This window comes from Gemmatimonas sp. (assembly GCF_027531815.1).
Lineage (GTDB): Bacteria > Gemmatimonadota > Gemmatimonadetes > Gemmatimonadales > Gemmatimonadaceae > Gemmatimonas.
Genome location: NZ_JAPZSK010000005.1, coordinates 285,965 through 307,984 on the forward strand (window position 1 = coordinate 285,965; position 22,020 = coordinate 307,984).

The window sequence follows — 22,020 nt, forward strand, 5'->3', positions numbered from 1 at the left end:
CCCCTGAGCAGCGGCGTCCGGCGGAGCAGTCGTCGGGATGCCTGCCGATTTCGCCGGACCGGCGGTCAGCCCCGCCACCCTGACAGTGCCGATCAGGGTAGATCTCACGCGTACCTGCCGTCGTGACGCAGTTTGCATGGTGCGGATCGTGCTCCATTGGTGGCGCCAATCCCTTTGCTCAGGAACTCCCATGAGTCAGCGCCAGACCCTCCCCGTCCTCCCGTTGCGTGGGACGGTCATGTTTCCCGGTATCACGGCCCCCATCGCCGCCGGGCGACCCGGAACCCTGCGTGCCATTGAAACGGCGCTCAAGGGCGACCGGCTCGTCTTCGCGGTGGCGCAGCGGGACAACACCGAGGAGCCCACCGCCGATATCCTGTTCAGCACCGGCGTCATTGCACGGATCGGCCAGGTACAGCGGGGCCTCGGCGGCGTGCAGCTGTTGCTGCAGGGTGAACAGCGCGCCACCGCCCTGCACTATGGCGAGCAGGACGGCTATCTCACGTCCGTCATCGTGCCCGCCGAAGAGATGATGCCGCTCGATCTCAAGGATCCGGCGTTCACGGCGCTCCACAAGGAAGCCCGCGAGCGCGCCGCAGAGCTTGGCGAGAAGCGGGGATTGCCCGAGGAGGTCGTGCATCAGGTGCTCGACTCGGTCGAGGATGCTGGTCGCTTCGCCGACCTCGTTGCCGGCTACATCGAGCTCACCGTTCCCGAGAAGCAGGGGCTGCTGGAAACGCTCAGCGTGGAAGAGCGGCTGCGTCGTGTGCTCGTGCATGTGCAGCGGCAGATCGGCCTGCTCGAGGCACAGGAGGACATCAAGAGTCAGGTCCAGGAGGAGCTGGGCGAGCGCCAGCGCGAGATGTTCCTGCGCGAGCAGCTCAAGGCCATTCAGAAGGAGCTGGGCGACGACGACACCGGCAAGGAGATCAGCGAGCTCCGCGAGAAGCTCAGCAAGCTGCTGCTGCCCAAGGAGGCGCGCGCCGAGGTGGAGCGCGAGCTCGGGCGTCTGGAGCGTGCCGGTCGCGAAAGCATGGAGGCGCAGGTCATCCGCACCTATCTCGAGTGGATCGCCGAGCTGCCGTGGAACACGCGCAGCGACGACCATCTCGAACTGGCGCGCGCCGGGGAGATCCTCGACGAGGATCACTACGGGCTCAAGGATGTGAAGGATCGCGTGCTCGAGTTCCTCGCCGTGCGGCAGCTGCGGGCACAGCAGGTGGCCGCCGAGGTCGCCACGACCGGTGAGTTCCCCGTGTCGAAGTTGAAGGGGGAAGCCACCGACGCCACGCCCACGCTTGGGAACGGCGAGGAAGACCGTCAGATCACCGATACCCGGGAAGCCAAGGCGCGCGCCATGGCCCGTGGTCCCATCCTGCTCTTCAACGGCCCGCCGGGGGTGGGCAAGACGTCCATTGCCAAGAGCATTGCCCGCGCCCTTGGCCGCGAGTACGTGCGCGTGGCGTTGGGTGGTGCGCGCGACGAGGCCGACATTCGCGGCCATCGGCGCACGTATGTGGGCGCCATGCCTGGCCGCATCATCCAGGGGATGAAGCAGGCCGGGACGCGCAATCCCGTTTTCCTGCTCGACGAGGTGGACAAGCTGGGGCAGTCGTATCAGGGCGACCCGTCGAGCGCACTGCTCGAGGTGCTTGACCCGGCGCAGAACGATTCCTTCACCGACCACTACCTCGGGGTGCCCTTCGACCTCAGCGAAGTGCTGTTCATCGCCACGTCAAATTTCATCCAGAACATCCCCGGTCCGCTGCTCGACCGCATGGAAGTGGTGGAATTCAGCGGCTACACCGAGCGCGAGAAGGCGGAGATCGCCAAGACCTACCTCGTGCCGCGTCAGCTGGAGGAATCGGGGCTGTCCAACCGTGAGCTCTCCTTCACCGACGACGCCATCATGAAGGTGATCAGCGAGTACACGCGCGAGAGCGGCGTGCGCCAGCTCGAGCGGCAGCTCGGGGCGGTGTCACGCAAGGTCGCGCGGCGTGTGGCCATGGGTGACACGGCCACCATCGACGACAAGGTGATCAGCGCCGGCGAAGTGCGCGAGCTGTTGGGCCGTCCCAAGGTGCACCCCGAGCGCGCCGCGGAGCACGACGAAGTGGGGATCTCCACCGGCATGTACTACACGCCCATGGGCGGCGACATCATGTTCGTGGAGGCAAGCATCCGCCGAGGCACTGCCCCGCAGACGCGCGACGACGATACCAACGTGGTGCGGGTGGGGCCCATCTCCCTCATCCTCACCGGTCAGCTTGGTGACGTGATGAAGGAAAGCGCGCGCGCCGCCCTCACCTATGCCACCAACAACGCCGAAGTGCTGGGCATTCCGGCGGAGCGCGTGGCGAGCGCCAGCGAAGCGCACATTCACGTGCCGGCCGGCGCGATTCCCAAGGATGGTCCCAGTGCAGGCATCGCCATCGCCACCGCACTGGTGAGCGAGATGTCGAATCGCAAGGTGCGGCGCGACGTGTCGATGACGGGCGAGATCACGCTGCGGGGCCGCGTGCTGCCGATTGGCGGAGTGAAGGAGAAGGTGCTGGGAGCGCATCGCGCCGGCATCACGGAAGTGATCGTGCCCAAGGCCAACGAAGCCGATCTCGAGGACGTGCCGGAGGAGGTGCGCCGGCAGCTCACGTTCCATTGTGTCGAAACGCTGCGCGACGTGCTGAAGATTGCGCTCGTGCAGGCGCCAGTGGCGGAGGATGTGGAGGAGCTCGTCGGGGTGTAACGGCGGGGGGACTGTGCTGTACCAGCAGACGGCAGGACCCGCCGTCTGCTGGTACGCCGCGGTTCCATCCGCCGTTACCTCCGCAGTCACGCGAGTTTGCCTACACCTCGCGGCTATTGTCTCCGGGACGCCGATCGATCGGCAGGAGGTAGGGATCGATCCCGCCGCGGGCCGACACTGACATCACCGAACATCAGGCCTCCACCGGCACGCACCCGCCCGATACCTCCACCAGCCGATGGAAGTACACATCCTCAAGATCCGGGTCCACCGCCACGAAACCGTCGCCCGGGTTCGACTCCGCATACACGTGCAGTACCGTGCTGCCCGCCGCCAGACGCGTAGAGATCACCTGAAACTGCCGCTTGTAGTCCTCGGCCTGTGCCCGCGGGATGGTGCGACGCCAGATGCGGCCGCGCACCTCGTCGATGATGCGCTCCGGCTCCCCCTGCACCACCACCTGTCCCTTGTTGATGATGGCCATCTGCGAGCAGAGATCGCGCACATCTTCCACGATGTGCGTGGACAGAATGACCACCACGTCTTCACCGATGTCCGCCAGCAGGTTGAGAAAGCGATTGCGCTCCGTGGGGTCGAGCCCGGCCGTGGGTTCGTCCACGATAAGGAGCGTGGGGCTGCCGGCCAAGGCGATGGCGATGCCCAGCCGCTGCTTCATGCCCCCGGAGTAGCCGCCCACACTCTTCTTGCGCACCTCGTACAGATTCACCTGCTGCAGCAGCGACGACACCAGCTCCTTCCGCTCGCCGGGGTTCACCACGCCCTTCAGCGTGGCGAAGTGATCGAGAATGGCATCGGCCGGCATGTTGGGATACAGCCCGAACTCCTGCGGCAGGTATCCCAACTGCGCGCGCAGGCGCTCAGGTTCGTGCAGTACATCGATGCCCCGAAAGTGAATGCTGCCGCCGTCCGGCGGCTGCAGCGTGGCGATCGTGCGCATGAGCGATGACTTCCCCGCCCCGTTCGGCCCGAGCAGCCCGAACATGCCGGGCGGGATGGTCAGCGAGATCCCGCTGAGGGCACGCACGCCGTTCGGGTACGTCTTGCCGATGTTCTCGATGCGCAGGGTCATGTCGGTGCGGACAGAGGGAAGCCAAGCTCCACCCGTGCGCCTGACCACGAGAGCGGCAAGCACGAGGCGATTGTACCGTTCGCTCGCGTTCTCCCAGTGTTGGTGACGCCGGGGAGCCGCGACGGTGCCCATATGTGAGCAGCATATGCCGCAGTCTCTTTCCAGTCTATGGACCGGCGCGTGGGTTGGCTTCGACGCCATACGCCACGAGTGATCGCGGAGCGCCCGGTCAGAACCCCTGCTGCCAGCGCATCACGGCCACGCGCTCGGTGTAGCCGCCGAAACCGGGCCACGTGACATCGAGGGCGACACTCAGCCGGGTGGACACGGTGGGAATCCACCCCACGGCTGCGCCAGCCGTGCGTACCAGCGAGCGCGACCCGTCCGCCAGGAGAGGCACGCCCGCCGGCGTGTCGAGCTGCAGCTGGCCGGCGCGCACGCCCAATTCCAGCGCGCCACGGCGGTGCTGCGGCGTGATCTCCTGATTGGCATTGCGCACGCCGCCCCAGGCCGTGGCGGCACGCAGCGACCACGCCGTGGCCTGCACCTGCTGGCGCGCGGCCGCGAAGCGGAGCTGCTGCCATTGCTGCGCGCGTTCCACCCCCAGCATCGTGCGCGCCGTGCCCAGCACGCCCCCCAGCGACCACCGACCGCGTGCGCCGTCGGCAATGACCGTCGTTGCCTCCGTCGCGCCGTCGCGAAAGACCACCAGCGGCAACTGCCCGACCGACAGCAGACGGGCAACGGCGGGATTCTCGGCGGTGCCCCGCTCCTGCCCCGCCAGCAGACTGCCCTGCACATCGGCATACCGTGCACCACGCACCACGCGCCAGTTCGCACGGCCCAGCAGATCGTAGCCCACACCATTGGTGGCGCGCACATCGCCATCGGTATCCACCACGGGAATGTCCGACCCGATCGGCGTGCGAAACCCGCCGGCGGCCACGGTCACATGGCCCAGCTGGTGCGTGACCTGCGCTCCCATGCTGCGACTCGGCATGAGCGTGTTCACGATACTGCGCTCCGGAAAGAGCAGGGTGCTCGACGACTGCATGCGCTCGGTGCCGTAGGCCGGTCGAAAGCGCCCGAGTCGCACCGTGGTGCCCCGGTCGCGCCACCCCACGAAGGCGTCCTGCACCAGGACGCGCCCCTGGCCAAAGTCGGGCTGCAACCGAACATGCCACCCGTCGGCACGCGAGGCATCGAAGACCAGGCGCGCGCGGCGCAGCAGCAGGCCGTCAGGGGCCCGTGATTGCGGCCCTGATGCCCACCGCCCGTCCACTTGCAGGTATCCCCCCATGCTCAGGCGCATGTCGTTGCCGAACGCGAGGTCGATGCTGCCACGCTCGTCGTCGGTGCGCGACGCAGGCGACGACGTGGGGGCTGACGGTGGTGCTGACTGCGCCCCCAGTGACATCGCCGCGACGAGGGAGAGCACGAGCGGCGGAAGGCGGCCCCGCGGAATGCCCATCACCGTCGCGGTGCCGCCGCGCCACCGAGGCGAAGATGGGGATCGGCCAGCACATCGATGTCGCGAACGTGAATCGTACCGCTGTACGGCAGCTGCCGCGTGGCCACCGCGCGCATGAGCCTGGACTGCCCCGCCCTGTTGGGCCCCAGCAACGCGAACATGCCGAGCCCATTGGTGAGGGAGAGCCCCTGCAGCACCTGCGTCCCGTTCGCGTTGCGCGCGCAGCCCTTCTGAATGCGCAGCGTCACCACATCACCACCCCGGTGCCAGATTCAGTCCGAACACACCGCCACCGCTGCGGTGCACGGGGCGCGCGTGGAACATCTCCACGATGAGCGCTCCGAGATTGAGACGGGCGCTGATACCATGCGACAGCACTGGTCGGCGAACGGCGTCGGCATTCGCCAGCGCCCGCGGCCGGAGCGACAACGCGTCGCCGCCCCGCCATGCCATCCCCGCATCGAGGAATGGCGCCACTTCCATGGCGAGCCCACCAACACCCAGCCGGTTGATGGGGAGCCGGTACTCCACGTTCGCCACCGCCATGCGCGATCCCAGCAGCCCATCGAACGAAGGACACGGCCCGAACGCCGACCGGCCGCACTCGCGCTCCGCCAGCGATTCGGCCGCATAGCCGCGCACCAGTGTGCCCGCGCCCACGAACATGGGGGCGAGCAACGCCTGGCCATCGTCACGGCCGTAGCGACCGGTGTGCATGGCCCGGAAGGCCAGCGCGCCCCGCCAGAGTGGCTGGTACCATCGGCCATCGACCGTCACCCCGGTGAATTGGGTGCGCCCCACCGTCTGCTGCACTTCGGCGCGGTAGCGCCAGCCATCGAGTGGCGAGGCCGGACCGAACACCGCGTTGTCCCCCACAAAGGCCGCACTCGACTGGGCGTACTGGATCGCGTCACCTGCACTTCCCGTCGAACGTCGCCGATCGAGCACGCGCCCCGTGACGTTGTCCACCACCTGCTGGGTCACGTCGAAATCCTGCGTGAGCCGAGTGCCCGTGAAGGCAAACTCCACGCGCCGCGTGCGGGAGAACGGGTACTGCGCGCCCAGTGTCCCTTCGTGCACCAGGGTGCGCGCAATCCCCTGCTCCACCAGCGTGGCGTCGCGCAGGTTCCCCGAGGCATCACGCACACGGATCGGTGCCACGCTATTGAATGCCGAGGGGAGCGGCGTGCGTCCCAGCGACGCAAACACGTTCCACCGCGAGACGGCATTCACGTACAACACCTGCCCGCCCACGTCCTGCACGCGCCCCTGGGCCTGCGCGGCAATGCCCAGCCGTCGGCGTCCCAGCAGGTCCCCCCAGAAGACGCTCAGGCCGCCGCCCACAGCGGCACCGCTCGATCCGGCCGCCACACCGGCCGCCGGGAGCCCCAGTCCTTCAAGGCCAAAGCGCGGCCGGTAGCGTGCGATCGTGGCCGCACCCGCCGTGGGCCCCGGCAAGCCGCTCACGCCATCGGCCAGCATGGCGTCCACGATGGGCACCGGCGATTCCGTGTGCGGCGGCAGGATGCCGCCGCCACTCTGCATGATCGGCGCGGTCAGCGCCGCTTCGTCGTCGGCCAGCCGCTGGTAGCTCTCCACCCGGCTCCGGTCGAGCGCGACCATCTGGTAGCCATCGCGATCGAATACGGTGACCACCACGGCGTTCGTCGCCGGTGACACCGTGAGCGCCGGGGAACGCGCCGTGATGCCGGCGATCCCCGTGCGCAACTGCGTGAGCTGATCGAAGGCTCCGCGAGCCAGGTCGAGACGAAACACATCGGCCACCCCATCCACGTCGCCGATGAAGTACAGGGAACGGCTGTCGCCACTCCACTGCGGGTTGATCATGCGCGCGCCTGCGCCAAGGTCGGGGAGCGCGCGCATGCGCCCGCCCACCGGATCCACCAGCGCCAGCCTCAGCCGACCATACGCCAGCGTTGCCAGATCGGTCTCCTCGTGCCGGTCGGTGGCCACCGCGATGTACCGACCGTTTGGGGCCCACGCCGGGTGCAGCTCGGTATAGGCGTCGTTGGTGAGTTGCTGCGTGCGCCGTTCGGCAAGATCGAAGAGGAACAGATCGCCCTGCCCGTTGCTCGTACCCGCAATGGCCAGCTGTCGTCCATCGGGCGACCAGGACACGGCGCTGATGGACTGGACTCCCGGTACGCGAATGCGCTGCAGGAGCGTCCCCCGCATGGCATCGAGAATCGCCAACTCCGAATCGCCGGCGCGCGTCACCACCATGACGTACTGGCGCGAATCCGGGGACCACGCCCCCGACGCATACAGGAAGGCAATGGCATCGGTATGGCCATCACGGGCGAGGTTCCCGAAGGAACGCACGTCGCGCCCGGTGGACATGTTGCGCAGTCGCACGTCCACCTGGCCAAGTGCGTCGCGACCAATGTAGGTCAGCCATGCCCCATCGGGGCTCAGCTGGGGGTTGAGGGCGAAACCGCCGCGCTCCGGCGCCGCGCTCAGCGGGGTGCCAATGACATCGATGTTCTCACGCTGCTCCAGCAGTGTGCCGTACGCCGCGAGAATGTGCGCGTGCCAGTCGTTCTCCAGCGCTTCCACCGGCACGCCCAGCGTGCGCACGATGCCGGCGCGCACTCCCACCGCCACCGCGTCCAGAAAGAATGACGCCAGCGCATCGTCGCCAAAGCGCCCACCCAGATAGGCCCAGAAGGCGTGCCCGTAGCGATAGGGAAAGAGCCGCGGATCCGTCGTGAGTGCATCGATGCCCGGCAACTCGCCGGCGGTGAGCGCCGCACGCAACCACATGGCGGTGTTGGGGTCGTCGCTGCCGAGCGATACATACTCGGCCATCCCTTCCACGAACCAGAGCGGCAGCTGCATCAGACCGTTGCCGCCACGCACCTGCCGCGCCATATCGAACTGAAAGAGGTGCGCGATCTCGTGCCCCAGCACATGGTCGTTCTCGGCGCCCACGCCGGTGAGCGGCATGACCAGCCGGTCACGCAGCGACTCGGCAAAGCCACGCGTCCCCTCGCTGAGCGGGGTATCGGACAGCGTGGTCTGCTGGAAGTCGGGATGATTGGTGTACAGCACCAGCGGCTTGCGCTCGGTGAAGGTGTGGCCGAGCAGCGACGACAGGCGCTCGTACCACCGCTCCGCCTTGCGGGCCGTTTCGCGCACCGTGGGCTCGGCGGCCTTGTCGAAGTGAATATCGAAGTGCGCCGTGCGCAGCACCTGCACGTCGAACCGTTCCCAGCGCACGCGATTCTGTCCGAAGTACTGCGCGTGGAGTGGGAGCGGCAACCACGCCAGCGCTGCGGCCAGACACGCAAGCACCCGAACGATGCGCGGTCGCACATGGGTGCGCCCAGTCGATCGATGGAGCATGCGGACCTCTTGAAGTGACGCGCTGGCCGGCCCCGTGGGGCCGACCATCGGTGAATGACTCAGAAACGAACGCCGGCCATGAGCGGCAGGAACGTGGTCCACGCCCGGCCGGTTGTGGTGGCGGTGTACATGGCGTGCAGTCGCACTTCCACGAAGTAGTCCCGATCGCCCACGGCGATGACTTCGCCGATGCCCACGTTGACTCCCGGGGCGTGGCGCTCGCGGTAACGATCCTCGGGATTGTTGAACAGGTACCACCCGGCACCGAACGTGCCGTACGGGTCGAGCCGTCCCTCGTGCCGTCGCGACGTCACATTGACGAGCATGGCCCCCACCTGGAGGGCCCCATCGGCGGCCTCGCGCCGATCGGCCCGCAGATGGGTGAACATCGCCTCGGCGGTGATCCCCACCGGCACCCGCGGGGCGCGCATCCACACGCCGGCCTTGGCGGTGACCCCTTCCGCCATGACGTCACGCAATGAGCCCCCCGGAATAGCCGCCCCCAGCGCAACCACCGGCGCGGCGGACCACTGCCCGTGGGCCGGTGGGGCACACACGAACAGGGCCGCGCACGCCGCACCGGCGACGCTCAGGGTGGGTCGGAAGGCCGCCACCTTACGGCTGGCGCGGCGTGGACGTGGTCGGCATGGTGGGACGCACGATGCGGCGCGGCGCGACCGGGTCCATCGTCGTGGTCGGGGCCGTCACGGTGGGCATGCTGTTCATCTCGTTCGTGAGCAGCATCGGTGCCCGGCCATCCGTGACGATGACCTTGGCGTTGGGGCTGCGCGCCAGTTCACGGAACGCCTCGATGGACTGGTACGAAATGATCGACGGTGTGAGCCCCTGCGCGATGATCGCCCACGAATCGCGGATACCCTGCGCCTCGATGGTGCGACGCTCGGCTTCCTGCTTCTCGCGATCGAGCACGAAGCGCATCTGCTCCGAGCGCTGCTCGGCCTCGAGCTTCTCCTCGATGGCGCGCGCCAGATCTGCCGGCAGGCGGATGCTCTTGAGCAGCACGTTCTCCACCACGAACCCCTTGGGCCCGAGCGTCTCCATCATCTGCGTGCGGATGGCCTGCTCGATGCCAATACGGGTGCCGCTGTGCATGTCCTTGGCCATGTAGCGGGCCGATACGTCGGCCGCGGAGGAGCGGAACACCGGAATGATGACGTCTTCCTCGTAGCGCGTGCCGCTCGTCTCGAGGATCTGCCGGATGTTCTCCGTCTTCGCGCGGTAGAGGATGGACACCTCAGCCGCCACGTTCAACCCTTCCTTGGAGGGCATCTCGAGACGCACTTCGCGGTTCACCACGCGCGCCGGCACACGCAGTACCGAGTTCACGCCGGGGATGATGAACTGGGCACCCGGCTGCAGCGGGCCACTGGAGATGCGGCCGAACGAGGTCTTCACGCCGATTTCATCCTGACGGATGGTGGCGCAGCCGGTCAGCACCGGCAGGGCAACCAGAAGCCCCAACACGGGGCGGGAGGCAGACGGGAACAGACGCATGGTCGGACATCCGGATGTGCGAAGGGCGAGTCCTCCGCGAATTCCCCGGGATCATCGGCTCGTGCGCATTCGCGACATGACCGATCCCGAGGTCGCGAAGGTCTCGCCCATCGCCCCTGCGTGGCGACTCACCGATCCGTGCGCTCTCGCTGGCGCAGTGTTGACGAATCGGCAACATCCGCGACCGCCCCTCTGCGGCGCGCATGGCGCTACTCCCCTTCGCATTCAACGTTAGAAATCCGCACGGATTTTCCATAATTGATTGTTCAGACATCACACATTGACAATTTCAATGCAAAAGAGCGGAACCTTTCATGGCATGAACGGTTGAAAAAGGGTTCGGACGCGGAGGTAGCCTGCGCCCCCTCGCCGCGCCGTCAGCGCACGATGAAATTGAGCGGCGGCGCTTCCCACACCGTGGTCGTCGCGCGAAACACCCGGATGTTGAGCCGTGACGCGCCGGCCTGCTGGCCGGTGAGGGCGCCTCCCAGCCGGTCCCCTTCCCACCGTGCCCGTGTCGGGTCTTCGATGACCACGGGCAGCGAGTGGTCGGCATGGGGCGCCAGCGTGAACCACTCGTTGCGCGGCGGCATGTCGTGGTCGTCGGGGGCGCGCCCCTGCTTCACGAAGTGCATGAGCAGGCGCCTTGGGGCCCCCATGGCCACCGTGGGAAAGCCGTGCCAATGGTCGTCGTGCGAGAAGTACACGGTCCCGGTGGCGGGATCTTCCACCAGGACGCTGGCAATCTGCAGGCGTGGGGCTTCCGGCGGCGGCGCGGCGATATCGCCGCCACCGCCGCAGGCGGCCGCAGCACAGAGCGAAAGAAGCGCAGCACGACGCGTCCAGCAAACGCGAGCGGTGGCCCTGATCATGAGGAACTCCATCGTCAGCGGGGGCGCGGACACGCCGCCCTGGGTTGGACACGCACCTCCAGCCACGGCGACACGAGGTCGGCGTGCGTGAGGTGCCACACGAGAAAGCGCACGCGGGTCGTGCCCGGGGCAAGCGCGATCAATCGCCCGCGACCACGCAGCGGCTCCCACACCACATTCGGCTCCACACTCTCGCCGCGGATCTCAAGATCACGACGCGAGACGAGATCCACCGGCACGCCGCGGAAATCGAGCGCCTGCGGGACCAGCGTCCGCATCTCTCCCTCGCAGAGCACGAGCGGCGTCTCGTTCCACACACGATTGTCGGTGGTGCGCATGACCACCGCGGCGCTGCTGGAGTCGGTGAACACCAGGTCGGCCACCTCCGCGTGGGGAGTCACCACCGCGATGGGATGTTCACACGCCGCCACACCGGCGACCGCGAGCAGCATCAGGACAGCACGAAGTCGGGGCATTCACCAGCTCCAGCGATACAGCAACCGGAGATTGCGTCCCGGCTGCGGGGCCACCTGCTTGGCGCGCCAGAGATGGTCGCGCCAGTCGGTATTGAAGAGATTGTCCACCGCGGTGGTGATCTCGTGCAGTTGCCGTCCCATCAGCCAGCGGCGCGACACACTGGCCTGCCCCTGCACCCACCCATCGGTGGGACAGAACTCGGCTGGCAGCAGCGAGGGCGCGCCAGCACCACGCACCGCCTCCGAGGCAGAGAGCAGGCAGGTCACGGCTCCAATCGTGGCCGGGGCCAGGGGCACCCGGCGCTGGCGCAGCGCCGCATCGAGCCCCGCCGACACACTCCACGCGCGTCCGTCGCGGCGCAGCTGCACCCGCGAACGCAACGGCGGCATGGCCGGCAAGGGGGCCCACGACATTCCGGCGCGTTGATCGCCCTGCACCCATGACACCGTCGCATCGAGCACCGTGCCCGTCACGCGGGGCATCGTGACCACCACGCGCCCTTCGGCCCCATATAGCCGCGCATCGCTCTGGTCGGCCTGGTACACGTTGTAGCGGCGCAGCCGGCGATCGCGCACGGGAGCGCCGGTGATGCTGTCCACCAGCGGCCGCTGGTAGATGTAGTCGGCCAGTCGGGTGCTGAAGACCGCGACTTCACCGTTCACGTGCCGCTGCTGGAAACGGGCAAAGAGATCCAGTCCGTATCCCCGTTCGGCGCGCAACTGCGGATTGCCCACTTCGTAGGCGTAGGTCGCGAGGTGCGGCCCCGCCGAGAAGAGCTCTTCGATGGCGGGCGGGCGAAAGGCTCGCGTTGCGCTCATGCCCAGCACAAAGCCCGGGCGCAGCGCCACGGTGGCCCCGAGGCTTCCGGTGGGTGCAGAGAAGCGACGGGTGCGCACGTCGCGCACGAGCGCGGTTTCCGTGCTGTCGAGCGGCACGATGCTGGTGGCATCCCAGCGTCCCCCCCACTGCACACGCACGGCCCGCCCGCCAAAGAGCGCATCGAGCTCCCATTCTTCCATGGCGAAGAGCGCGGCACCGCGCAGCACGCCGGGGCGCGTGCCGGTGAAGCTGCCCGTGGCCCGGAAGTCGCGCCATTGCGCCCAGCCGCCCGCGCTGCCCCGCACCGGTACGCCGACGCGTCGCGTGTACTGCACCAGCAAGTCCCCGTTGGCCATCAGCTGCCCGAAGCGGGTACCCACGAAGCCGCCGCGCTCGAGCTCGGACTGCTCGAAACGCACGAACTGCGACGACAGGTTGGCCTGCGTGAAGCGCGGCCACCAGCGCGCCGGTGCTGGCGACCCGGCGTCGTTGGCCCGCCACGAGGCGTCGCCACGCACGCTGCGCCGGCTCAGGTCCACGTACACGCCACCATCGTGCGCCCCCGGCAGCACTACACCGGCGAAGCTGCCCGGCACGCCGTAGCTGCTGGCCACATCGCGCACGGCCGCGCCCACGCGCCAGGTGCCGGATCCGGTGACCATATCGACCAGACCGACGCCGGCACCAGCGTCGTGGCCGCGCACATCGGAAAAGGGAAGCACGCCACGCGGCGCGCGCGTATCGCCGGCGGTGCGCCACGAGCCACCGGCGCGCCAGGCGAGGGCGCCGGTGCCCCCGTGCAACTGCCCGTGCAGGACGCCACCATCATTCACCGACTCGCCCTGGCCACTGAACGTCCCGCCCAACGCGCGGGCGGCGCGCGCCGTGGGGACATCGTCGCGCACGACGTTCACGACGCCGCCAAGGCTGTTGCTGCCGAAGAGCAGCCCTGCGGGTCCGCGTACCACCTCCACGCGACGGGCCGTCATGGGATCAATGGTGACGGCGTGATCGGGGGCCGTGGTCGCAATGTCCCCCGTGCGCTGCCCGTCTTCGAGCACCAGCACGCGGTCGCCCGTGAGCCCGCGAATGACCGGTTGGGTGGCCATGGGGCCGTTGCTGCGCGAGGTGACCCCCGGCTCACCGGCAATCGTGGCGGCAATGGAAGGCGCCCGCCGCCGGTCCAGTTCGCGCCCCTCGAGGGCGGTGGTGGGCCGCACCAGACCAATACCGCTGCCCTGGGTGGCCGTGACGCGTACGGTCCCCAGCTGCTGCGCCGCACCCGCCCCGCGCACGCGCGCTGCCGTGCGCAGCGAGTCGGCGCGCAGTGAATCGGCCCGCAGTGAATCGACCCGCAGTGAATCGACCCGCGACGCGGGTGGCTGTGACTGCGCCGTGGCGGCCGCCGGGCAGAATGCCACGACGGCCGCCACGGTGCACTGCTGCCACGGCGCGAGCCGTGACCGGAACGCCACCATCAGCGCTGCAGCGTACGGTTCTCACGCACGCCCAGCACCGCGATGCGCTCGGGGGTCCCCCCCACGTTCATGGTGCGGCTGAGCGACGGGGTACCGGTGGAGGAGATGGCGATTTCGTAGATGCGCCCCTGGGTGGGGCTCGTCATGTACGCCACACCCTGCGCAAAGGCGAAGAACGGCGTGAGCACGGCACCCGCCGTGGGCATGGGCGGCACGACGCCGGCCAGCGTCCCGGTGACCTGACGCGTCGTCATGTCCAGCACGTGCAGGTTACCGAGGCGCCCGAGCACGAGCGCAAAGCGCCCAGTGTAATCGACCTCGGCGGTCCAGTCGATTTCGTTGGCGGGCATCGCCACGGGCTGCATGGTGCGGGTGGCCACGTTGGTCACGCCGAGCGTGCGCGTGGCGGGGCTCACCGGCTGCCCGCGAATGGCCATGCGCACGAGGAAGTTGGGCTGCCCTTCGCGCGCCCACACGGTGCCCACACCGAAGCGCGGGTCTGTGGCATGCGCCAGCTTCTGGAAGTTGACCGTTGTGCCCGTGGTGGTGACCAGCAGGGCGCCGTCGGCGCAGCCGTACAGCTTGCCCACCGCGTTCCCGGCCAGGCCATGCAGCCCCGGGCAGCTCGTATTGCGCGCCACCTCCTGCCCCTGCCGGTTGTACACCACCACGCCGTTGGGGAGCACCGGGTTGGCCGGGTCCTGAATGGAGGCCGACACGAAGCCGCCGTCGACGGTGGACATGCCGGCCCCATGATGCGCGTTGCCCGTGCGCACGGTGAGTACCGGCTGCGTGTTCCCCGCCGCTACCCCCTGTTCACTCCAGAAGCGCACGTTGCCGGAGCCGTCGAAGTGCACCGACACCATGTCGCCGTTGAAGTTGCCATGAATGGGCGTCTGGTCGCTGAAGCTGCCCACGATGCGGGGCGCCTGCTTCACGCCGCGGCCTGCCTGTTCGAAGACGCCGCCGTCGATGAACGAGATCTGGTTGCGCGTCTGGAAGTGGGCGAAGGCAATGCGCCCGCGGGCCGTGTACAGGTACGTCACGCGCGAGGGGAGGCCGCCCATGCTGTCCACCCGCTGCGCCGTGGCCACGTCGAACACCCGGGCAAAGGGGGCCGTGTCGGTCACCACCAGACGACGGAATTCCGCGGCGTCTGCCGTCGCGTTGCCGGCCGTGGGCGAGTCTTCGCCGCAGGCGGCGAGCAGGGCGACCCCGGCGGTCAGCAATCCGCGCGACGCGCGTGCAATGGGGCCGGCATTCGTTGGGCGAACGGGCAGAACGTACATGAAGACCTCGAAATGGCTGGTTGCTATTGAGTTGACCTTCTCAACAGAGGCAAGCCTAGCCTGTCCGTACTGATACGTCAATATCACCCATCACACTAATCGGCCGCCCGGCACGCCATGGTTCGGTATGGGTTCCCCTGCGCCCGCCGCTGCCGGCGTTGGCCGGGTTCGGCTGGCCACGCCGGCCGACGACGACGCCATCCACCGGCTCAACTACCGCACGTTCGTCGAGGAAATCCCGCAGCATCCGCCCAACACCGAGCGACGGCTGGTGGACCGGTTCCACGACCAGAACGTGTATGCTGTGTATGAGGTGGACGGCACGGTGGTGGGCATGGTGAGCGCGCGCATGCATCGCCCGTTCTCGCTCGACCAGCAGCTCGGGCCAGTCGAGGAGTGGCTGGCGCCGAATGCGCGTCCGCTGGAGATCCGGCTGCTGGCCATCGAGCCCGCCTTTCGCGCCACGCGCGTTTTCGTGCGTCTGGTGCTATTCCTCACCGCGTACTGCATGGCCGCCGGCTACGACGTGGCCGTCATCTCCGGTACCACGCGTCAGCTGCAGCTATATCGCCACCTGGGCTTCATCCCCTTCGGCCGGCAGGTGGGGCACGACGGAGCGTGGTACCAGCCCATGTACATCACACGCGAACGGGTCGCGCAGTGGAGCGCCGCCATGACCGTGGGCGGGGGTTTCCTCACCGGCCCCGTGGAACCGCTCCCCACCGTGCAGGCCGCGTTGGCCCGTCTGCCGATACCGCATCGGTCGGCGGCGTTCCGGCGGTGCTATGAGGAAGTGCAGGCGCGCCTCGGGGCACTCACGGGCGCACGGCACGTCACCCTGCTGCAGGGGTCGGGGACGCTCGCGAACGACGTGGTGGGAGTCCAGCTCGCGCAGCTCGACCCCCCCGGCGTGGTGGTGAGCAACGGCGAATTCGGCGAGCGGCTCATCGATCATGCCGAGCGACTGGGGCTGACGTATCGCGCCGTGCGCGTGGCGTGGGGCGAGGAGCTCGATGTCCATGCGATCGACGCGGCCATGACGTCCACGCACGCGCAATGGCTGTGGGCCGTGCACACCGAAACGAGCACAGGGGTGATGAACGACCTCTCCGTGCTGCGCACCCTCGCCGACCGTCATGGTGTGCGTCTCGCGCTGGACACGGTCAGCAGCGTTGGCGTGGTGCCCGTGTCGCTCGACGGCGTCTGGATGGCGACCGCCGTGAGTGGCAAGGGGTTGGCGGCCTTCCCCGGCGTCGCGATCGTACTGCACAACGACCCGCCTCTCGCCGCGTCGCGTGCGGCGCTTACGCGGGGGGAGCTGTCGCCGCTGGCCCCGCCGCCGTTTGCCTCACCGGCCGTGCACACCATTCCGCTTCCGGCAACGCGCTGCTCCCGCACGGCTGGCGAACAGCTGCGCGCACACGGTTGGCATGTGGGTTTCGAGAGCGCCTACCTGCTGCAACGCAACAGGCTGCAGCTGTGCCTGTTTGGTGAGTATTCACCGGCGGCGCTGGAGGCGCTGCCGCGAGCGCTGGCTACCGCCGCGCGTGGCGCGACCGCCGAGAGTTCGTCCGCCGATTCTCCCTTTGGCTGACTCTCCCCGCGCACGCCCTGCCCGGCTCAGAAGCCGATCGGCCCCAACCGGAAGAGACTCAACGGCCACGCCAGCGCGCCCGGTTCGGTGCCCTCAATGAACCATTCCCGATAGCGCCGGTCGGCCGGCGTGGTGCCGTCGGCCGGTTGCCCCGTGAGGCGGTCGATCTCGGCCGCCACCACACCGGGTGGCGGCGTCCAGCTGCCGGCGGTGCGCGTGTCGTACGCGGCCGCAATCACGCGGCCGGCAATGGGGGCCGCCAACGTACCGCCGGCCGCCCCCGGCGCAATCATCGCCGGCTTGTCGAAGCCCAACCACACGCCGGTCACCAACTCGGGCGTCATCCCCACGAACCACACATCGGTGTTGTCGTTGGTCGTGCCCGTCTTGCCGGCTACGGGGATGCGCGCCGGCACGATGCGCCGCAGCGCGGTGGCCGTGCCCCGCTCCACCACATCCTGCAGCATGTCGCGCACAATGAACGCCACGCGCGGATCCATGGCGGGGCGCATGGGCGCGCCCTGTGGTGTGAACACCGGGCGCCCCGCGCGATCGTCGATGCGCGCAATGAACCGGGGCTCGACCGACACGCCGCCGTTGTCGAATGCGGCGTACGCCGCCACGAAGTCGAGTGGCTGCACGACGCTGGCGCCGAGGGCGCTCGACGGATAGGGGGCAATGGACGAGCGCAGGCCGGTGCGTCGAGCGAGTGCGATGACGCTGTCCATGCCCACCGACATGGCGAGCTGCACCGCCACCGGATTGCGGGACTTGGTGAGCGCATCACGCAACGTGAGGGCACCGAGAAATGCGTGATCGGCATTGTCGGGCGAATACACCTGCCCGTTCTCGAGGCGCATGCGCAGCGCGGTGTCGGCCACCATGGCGTTGGCCGTGAGCCCCTGGCTCATGGCTTGCGCATACACGAAGGCCTTGAAGCTCGAGCCGGGCTGCCGGTTGCCATCGATGGCCCGGTTGAAGCTCGACCGCGCGTAATCCCGCCCGCCCACGAGTGCACGCACGTCACCGGTGGTCGGGTCGATCACCACCACCGCACCTTCGAGACAGGCATCCACGCGCGGCGCGCGCGCGGCAGTCGGCGAGGGTACCGGCGTGCCCGCCTCCCCGGCGCACCGCTTGCCGCGAAAGCCTGGGCGCGCTTCGATCTCGTTGATCCCTTCGGCAAGCGCGCGCTGGGCCTGCCGCTGCAGGACCGGGTCGATGGTGGTCTGAATGCGAAAGCCGCCGGACATGACCGGCACGCCGGCGCGTTCGGCCTGCACGCGCACCACATCGGTGACCCACGGCGCCAGCTTCTCCTGACGGTTCACCGTGACCACCGGCTCGCGCTGCGCCGCGGCGGCCTGCGCCGGGGTGATGTACCCCTGCTGCGCCATGAGCGCGAGCACGGTGTTGCGCCGTTCGCGATTGCGCGCGGCATAGCGCGACGGATCGTAGAGCGTGGGGCTCTTGGGCATACTGGCGAGGCTCGCCGCCTCCGCCAGCGTGAGCTCGGCGGCCCCCTTGCCGAAATACTGCCGCGCTGCCATCTCGATGCCGAAGGCGCCGCGCCCGAAGTCGAGCTGATTGAGGAACGCCTCGAGAATCTGCTCCTTGCTGTACCGCTTCTCCATCTCCCGGGCCGCCTGCTGTTCGCGCAGCTTGCGCGCCGGCGACCGATCGCGGCGGTCGATCACGTCGGGGTGCATGTTCCCCACGAGAAGCTGCGTGATGGTGCTGGCGCCGCGAATACTGCCCTTCGTCACGGCATCCTTGAGCGCGCCCGCCACGCCAACCAGGTCCACGCCGTCGTGCTGATAGAAGCGCTTGTCTTCCACCGCGATGAACGCCTGCCCCACAAACCGGGGGAGCGTGCGCAGCGGCACGTTGAGCCGACGCTCGCGCCCGATCTCACCAATGAGCGAGCCGTCGCGCCCCAGCACGACGGTCACCTGCGCCGGCGCGATGATGCGCCACGGTTCGCCGGAACCGGCCGCGGTTTGCGCCTGCAGTGGGGTGAACAGCCCACCAACGCCGACGGCAGACGGCAGGAACCACAGGGGGGCAGTCAGGAGGAACCGCGGGGTTGGCATGGGGGAATTCTACACGGACGGCGCAGGACCGATCCGGGGGTCGGATGCGGTTATCTTTCGTAAATGCCAGGTGATCCGATTCGTCCGCTGACTCTCGCGCTCTGCCAGTTCGCCCCCCGCAAGGGCGATACGGCGGGCAACCTCGCCCGCATTGGGCGTCTCTGCGCCCAGGCCGCGGCGCTCGAACCGCGCCCGCAGGTGGTGCACTTCCCGGAGACCGCGCTCAGCGGCTACTTCGTTGAGGGGGGGGTGCGCGAAGTGGCGTGCACGGCGGGATCGCTCTCCTACGATCTCGACGACGCCTACCGCACGGCCTGCGCGTCGGCGGGGCTCGATGTGCTGCCGCTCGATGTGGTCATCGGCTTCTACGAGCGGTGGCGTGACACGCTGCACAACAGTGCGGCGTATCTCAGCATCGGCCTCGATGACGGCCCGCCCAAGGTGCGGCACGTGCACCGCAAGAACTACCTGCCCACGTACGGCCTCTTCGACGAGGAGCGGTTCGTGGAGCGGGGATCGGACATCCGCGCCTTCGAAACGCCGTGGGGCAAGGCGGCGCTGCTCGTGTGCGAAGATGCGTGGCACTCGCTCAGCGGCACCATCGCGGCGCTCGATGGCGCGCAGGTGGTCTTCATTTCGTCGGCCGCGCCGGCGCGTGGTCCGTGGCCCCGTACCGACGGGGTCCCCGGCCCCAACAGCGCGGCGCGCTGGGAGCGACTCATTCGCGACATCGCCGAAGAGCACGGGGTGTTCGCCAGCTTCGTCAATCTCGTGGGCAGTGAGGGGGGCAAGCGCTTCTTCGGTACGTCTCACCTGGTGGGGCCCGGCGGCGACATCCGCGGGCGCGCGCCGGTGTGGGACGAAAGCTTCGTCTCCATCTCGGTCGACCTCGATGACCTGGTGCGCGCGCGGGCCGACAGTCCGTTGCTGAGCGACCTGCGCGTGGCGCTGCCGCATGTGCTCGACAACGTGAAGCGCGTCACCGAAGGGTGGCCGGTGGCGCTGTCGTACGACGGCCCGGAGCCCGCGGCGGCCGACCTGCTGCGCGGTGCCCGCGGCTTCAGCACCGGCGAGTTCGCCGTGCCCACCGAACTGCTCGAGCGCGCCAACACCGTCGTGCGCGCCCTGCCCGAGCAGCTCCCGGTCATCCGTCAGGGACTCAGTGACCAGGGCGGTCCGCCGTCGCTGCTGCTCGACACCGAACTCACGGAGTCGTGGCTCGTGGGCTTCTTGCGCGAGGAGCTGGCGCGGCGCGGCTTCGGCAAGGCGGTGATCGGCATGTCGGGCGGCGTTGATTCCGCCGTGTCGGCGTTCCTCGCCGTCGAGGCCCTCGGCCGCGAGAACGTGATCGGCGTGCGGCTCCCGTACCGCACCTCCAGCCGGGAATCGCTCGACCACGCGCAGCTCGTGATCGACGCGCTGAGCATCGAATCGCGTACGGTGGACATCACCGCGGCGGTAGACGGCTACCTGGCACACGAGCCCGAGGCCGATGCGCAGCGCCGCGGGAACGTCATGGCCCGGCAGCGCATGATCGCGCTCTTTGACCTGTCGGCGCGCTATCGGGCGCTCCCCATTGGCACCGGCAACAAGACGGAGCGCCTGCTGGGGTACTTCACCTGGCACGCCGACGACTCGCCGCCGGTGAACCCCATTGGGGATCTGTACAAAACGCAGGTCTGGCAGCTGGCGCATCACCTGGGCGTGCCCGATGTGGTGGTCAACAAGGCGCCCACGGCCGACCTGGTGGTGGGCCAGACCGACGAGGGCGATCTGGGGATCAGCTACGCGCGCGCCGACCAGATCCTCAACGGCATGCTGCACGGCTTCACGCACGAGGCGTTGCGGGCCCGTGGCTTCAGCAGCGACGAGCTGACCACCGTCTCGCGGCGGCTCAACGGCACGCACTGGAAGCGCCGTCCGCCGGCGGTGGCGCTGCTCAGCCAGAGCGGCATCGGGGAGTCGTATCTGCGGCCGGTGGATTACTAGCTGGCCGCCCGTCGGCGTTGCGCGCTGAGGGGCTGCGCTGCGGTGCGTCACCGTCGGCGCCGGTCGCGCACCCTAGTCGCGCGGTGCCCACAACCGCTGCGTATCGGCGAGGGCGAGTTCGCAGCAGAACGCGGCGATGCGCTCCACGGCCCGCGCCATGAACGTCGCCCCTGACTCGGCGCTGGCCGCGCGTGGGTTGCCCACGCCGGTATCGTGCGTGGCCTGGGTCCACCGGCGCGGCATCCACGCCACACCGGTGCGCACCCCCTCGAGCGTGCTGGGGTAGCTGCGTCCATCCCCCCACGTGGTGCGATCGGCCTCGACCAGATGCGGCGCCACGTGCAGCATGGCGGCCGTCTCGAGTTCACCGGCGTGGTCACCGGGTTCGGTGAACTGCGCGTGATCGGCCGCCTGCCACCAGTTCACGATGGCGAGCATGATGGGGGTGGACGGCTGCAGCTCGCGCACGAGGGCGCGCAGCTCGTTGCCTCCGTGCGCGTTGAGCAGCACGAGGGCGCGCACACCGTGCGGTTCGAGGCTGCCGATCACATCGCGCACGATGGCCAGCTGGGTGCTGGGCATGACGTTGATGGTGAGCGGCAGGTCGAGCTGGGTGGTGTTCACGCCGAAGGGTACGGCGGGGAGTGCAACCACCTTGGTGCCCCGCGCGATGCACGCGGCGGCAACGCGCGCGGCAACCTCGCTGCCGAGGATGGTGTCGGTGCCGTACGGCAGATGCGTGTTGTGCGGCTCGGTGGCGCCGAACGGCAACAGCGCCACGGGCCACGTCTTATCGCGAATCTGCGGGAAGGAGCATTCATGCAGGACGCCGGGCCGGCGGGACTCGCTCATTTTTCGTGGTCGGGGTCGGGGGTGTGGTCGCGGCACTGCCACGACGGTCGGGGTACTGCCACAGCGGTCGGGGCACCGCCACTACGGTCGGGGTCTTCCTCCAGTCGGGGTTTGGGCCCGGGTCGGGGTCTCTACCGCAGTCGGGGTCGGGGCTCCGGTCTGGCCGACGCTGCGCTGGGCGTCTGGGGGCGGCGGTCGGGGGGGCGTTGGTCGGCGTGGTGTGCCCCGACAGATAGCGCTGGCCTCGACCCTGACCCCGACGCCTCCTGTCTTGGTCCGCGCTCCGGGCTGGCCCGCCCGGCGGCGGGGGGGGGTGGGGGGGGGGGCGGGGGGGGGGGGGGGCGGGGGGGGGCGGGGGGGGGGGGGGGGGGG

Annotated in this window: 15 protein-coding genes; 3 read left to right on the forward strand and 12 right to left on the reverse strand. The window is 69.0% G+C overall.

All coding sequences use genetic code 11. The features are described 5' to 3' along the window. Positions 1-190: 190 nt before the first annotated feature. On the forward strand, positions 191-2,743 hold the full coding sequence (lon, locus tag O9271_RS07465; protein ID WP_298267811.1) for an endopeptidase La: 2,553 nt from the start codon (positions 191-193) through the stop codon (positions 2,741-2,743). 193 nt (positions 2,744-2,936) lie between these two features. Here the strand turns inward: lon and O9271_RS07470 are convergent, their stop codons facing one another. The 10 genes from O9271_RS07470 to O9271_RS07515 all read right to left on the reverse strand — a co-directional run bounded on the left by O9271_RS07470 (position 2,937) and on the right by O9271_RS07515 (position 15,120). Further along, positions 2,937-3,833: an ABC transporter ATP-binding protein gene (locus O9271_RS07470; protein ID WP_298267815.1), complete on the reverse strand. Its 897-nt coding sequence runs from the start codon at positions 3,831-3,833 to the stop codon at positions 2,937-2,939. A gap of 229 nt (positions 3,834-4,062) precedes the next feature. Continuing rightward, complete coding sequence (locus tag O9271_RS07475; RefSeq protein ID WP_298267819.1) at positions 4,063-5,271, reverse strand: porin; 1,209 nt, start codon at positions 5,269-5,271, stop codon at positions 4,063-4,065. A gap of 32 nt (positions 5,272-5,303) precedes the next feature. Beyond that, the gene (locus O9271_RS07480) at positions 5,304-5,552 is read right to left on the reverse strand and encodes a hypothetical protein (protein ID WP_298267821.1); all 249 of its coding nucleotides are present in this window, start codon (positions 5,550-5,552) and stop codon (positions 5,304-5,306) included. Between the two features lie 4 nt (positions 5,553-5,556). Next, on the reverse strand, positions 5,557-8,670 hold the full coding sequence (locus O9271_RS07485; RefSeq protein ID WP_298267823.1) for a BamA/TamA family outer membrane protein: 3,114 nt from the start codon (positions 8,668-8,670) through the stop codon (positions 5,557-5,559). 59 nt (positions 8,671-8,729) lie between these two features. Further along, positions 8,730-9,284 carry a hypothetical protein gene (locus O9271_RS07490; RefSeq protein WP_298267826.1) on the reverse strand — a complete coding sequence of 185 codons (555 nt, stop codon included), beginning with the start codon at positions 9,282-9,284 and terminating at the stop codon, positions 8,730-8,732. Between the two features lies 1 nt (position 9,285). Beyond that, positions 9,286-10,185 (reverse strand): prohibitin family protein, encoded by a 900-nt coding sequence (locus tag O9271_RS07495; RefSeq protein ID WP_298267828.1) that lies wholly within the window; start codon positions 10,183-10,185, stop codon positions 9,286-9,288. Positions 10,186-10,562: 377 nt separating this feature from the next. Continuing rightward, entirely contained in the window at positions 10,563-11,057 is a 495-nt protein-coding gene (locus O9271_RS07500) for a hypothetical protein (RefSeq protein WP_298267831.1), read from the reverse strand. Positions 11,058-11,071: 14 nt separating this feature from the next. Beyond that, positions 11,072-11,533: a hypothetical protein gene (locus O9271_RS07505; protein WP_298267833.1), complete on the reverse strand. Its 462-nt coding sequence runs from the start codon at positions 11,531-11,533 to the stop codon at positions 11,072-11,074. After that, positions 11,534-13,831: a TonB-dependent receptor gene (locus tag O9271_RS07510; RefSeq protein WP_298267835.1), complete on the reverse strand. Its 2,298-nt coding sequence runs from the start codon at positions 13,829-13,831 to the stop codon at positions 11,534-11,536. Beyond that, positions 13,831-15,120, reverse strand: coding sequence for a hypothetical protein (locus O9271_RS07515; RefSeq protein WP_298267837.1), 1,290 nt, complete (start codon positions 15,118-15,120; stop codon positions 13,831-13,833). Before O9271_RS07515 ends, O9271_RS07510 begins: the two co-directional genes overlap by 1 nt. A 127-nt stretch (positions 15,121-15,247) precedes the next feature. On the opposite strand from O9271_RS07515, the gene O9271_RS07520 reads away from it, so the two are divergent. After that, positions 15,248-16,714, forward strand: coding sequence for an aminotransferase class V-fold PLP-dependent enzyme (locus tag O9271_RS07520; protein WP_298267840.1), 1,467 nt, complete (start codon positions 15,248-15,250; stop codon positions 16,712-16,714). A gap of 26 nt (positions 16,715-16,740) precedes the next feature. Here O9271_RS07520 and O9271_RS07525 read toward each other — a convergent pair whose 3' ends face one another. After that, complete coding sequence (locus tag O9271_RS07525; protein WP_298267842.1) at positions 16,741-18,807, reverse strand: PBP1A family penicillin-binding protein; 2,067 nt, start codon at positions 18,805-18,807, stop codon at positions 16,741-16,743. A gap of 63 nt (positions 18,808-18,870) precedes the next feature. On the opposite strand from O9271_RS07525, the gene O9271_RS07530 reads away from it, so the two are divergent. After that, positions 18,871-20,796: an NAD+ synthase gene (locus tag O9271_RS07530; protein WP_298267844.1), complete on the forward strand. Its 1,926-nt coding sequence runs from the start codon at positions 18,871-18,873 to the stop codon at positions 20,794-20,796. A gap of 72 nt (positions 20,797-20,868) precedes the next feature. On the opposite strand, the gene O9271_RS07535 is transcribed toward O9271_RS07530, so the two are convergent. Then, on the reverse strand, positions 20,869-21,648 hold the full coding sequence (locus tag O9271_RS07535) for a creatininase family protein (RefSeq protein ID WP_298267846.1): 780 nt from the start codon (positions 21,646-21,648) through the stop codon (positions 20,869-20,871). Positions 21,649-22,020: the final 372 nt, after the last annotated feature.

Bases quoted from the DNA above. Each gene is read 5' to 3' on its own strand.
- O9271_RS07510 (WP_298267835.1), bottom strand. From the start codon at position 13,831: ATGGTGGCGTTCCGGTCACGGCTCGCGCCGTGGCAGCAGTGCACCGTG.
- O9271_RS07495 (WP_298267828.1), bottom strand. From the start codon at position 10,185: ATGCGTCTGTTCCCGTCTGCCTCCCGCCCCGTGTTGGGGCTTCTGGTT.
- O9271_RS07500 (WP_298267831.1), bottom strand. From the start codon at position 11,057: ATGATCAGGGCCACCGCTCGCGTTTGCTGGACGCGTCGTGCTGCGCTT.
- O9271_RS07530 (WP_298267844.1), top strand. From the start codon at position 18,871: ATGCCAGGTGATCCGATTCGTCCGCTGACTCTCGCGCTCTGCCAGTTC.
- O9271_RS07525 (WP_298267842.1), bottom strand. From the start codon at position 18,807: ATGCCAACCCCGCGGTTCCTCCTGACTGCCCCCCTGTGGTTCCTGCCG.
- O9271_RS07505 (WP_298267833.1), bottom strand. From the start codon at position 11,533: ATGCCCCGACTTCGTGCTGTCCTGATGCTGCTCGCGGTCGCCGGTGTG.
- O9271_RS07485 (WP_298267823.1), bottom strand. From the start codon at position 8,670: ATGCTCCATCGATCGACTGGGCGCACCCATGTGCGACCGCGCATCGTT.
- O9271_RS07470 (WP_298267815.1), bottom strand. From the start codon at position 3,833: ATGACCCTGCGCATCGAGAACATCGGCAAGACGTACCCGAACGGCGTG.
- O9271_RS07535 (WP_298267846.1), bottom strand. From the start codon at position 21,648: ATGAGCGAGTCCCGCCGGCCCGGCGTCCTGCATGAATGCTCCTTCCCG.
- O9271_RS07515 (WP_298267837.1), bottom strand. From the start codon at position 15,120: ATGTACGTTCTGCCCGTTCGCCCAACGAATGCCGGCCCCATTGCACGC.
- lon (WP_298267811.1), top strand. From the start codon at position 191: ATGAGTCAGCGCCAGACCCTCCCCGTCCTCCCGTTGCGTGGGACGGTC.
- O9271_RS07520 (WP_298267840.1), top strand. From the start codon at position 15,248: ATGGGTTCCCCTGCGCCCGCCGCTGCCGGCGTTGGCCGGGTTCGGCTG.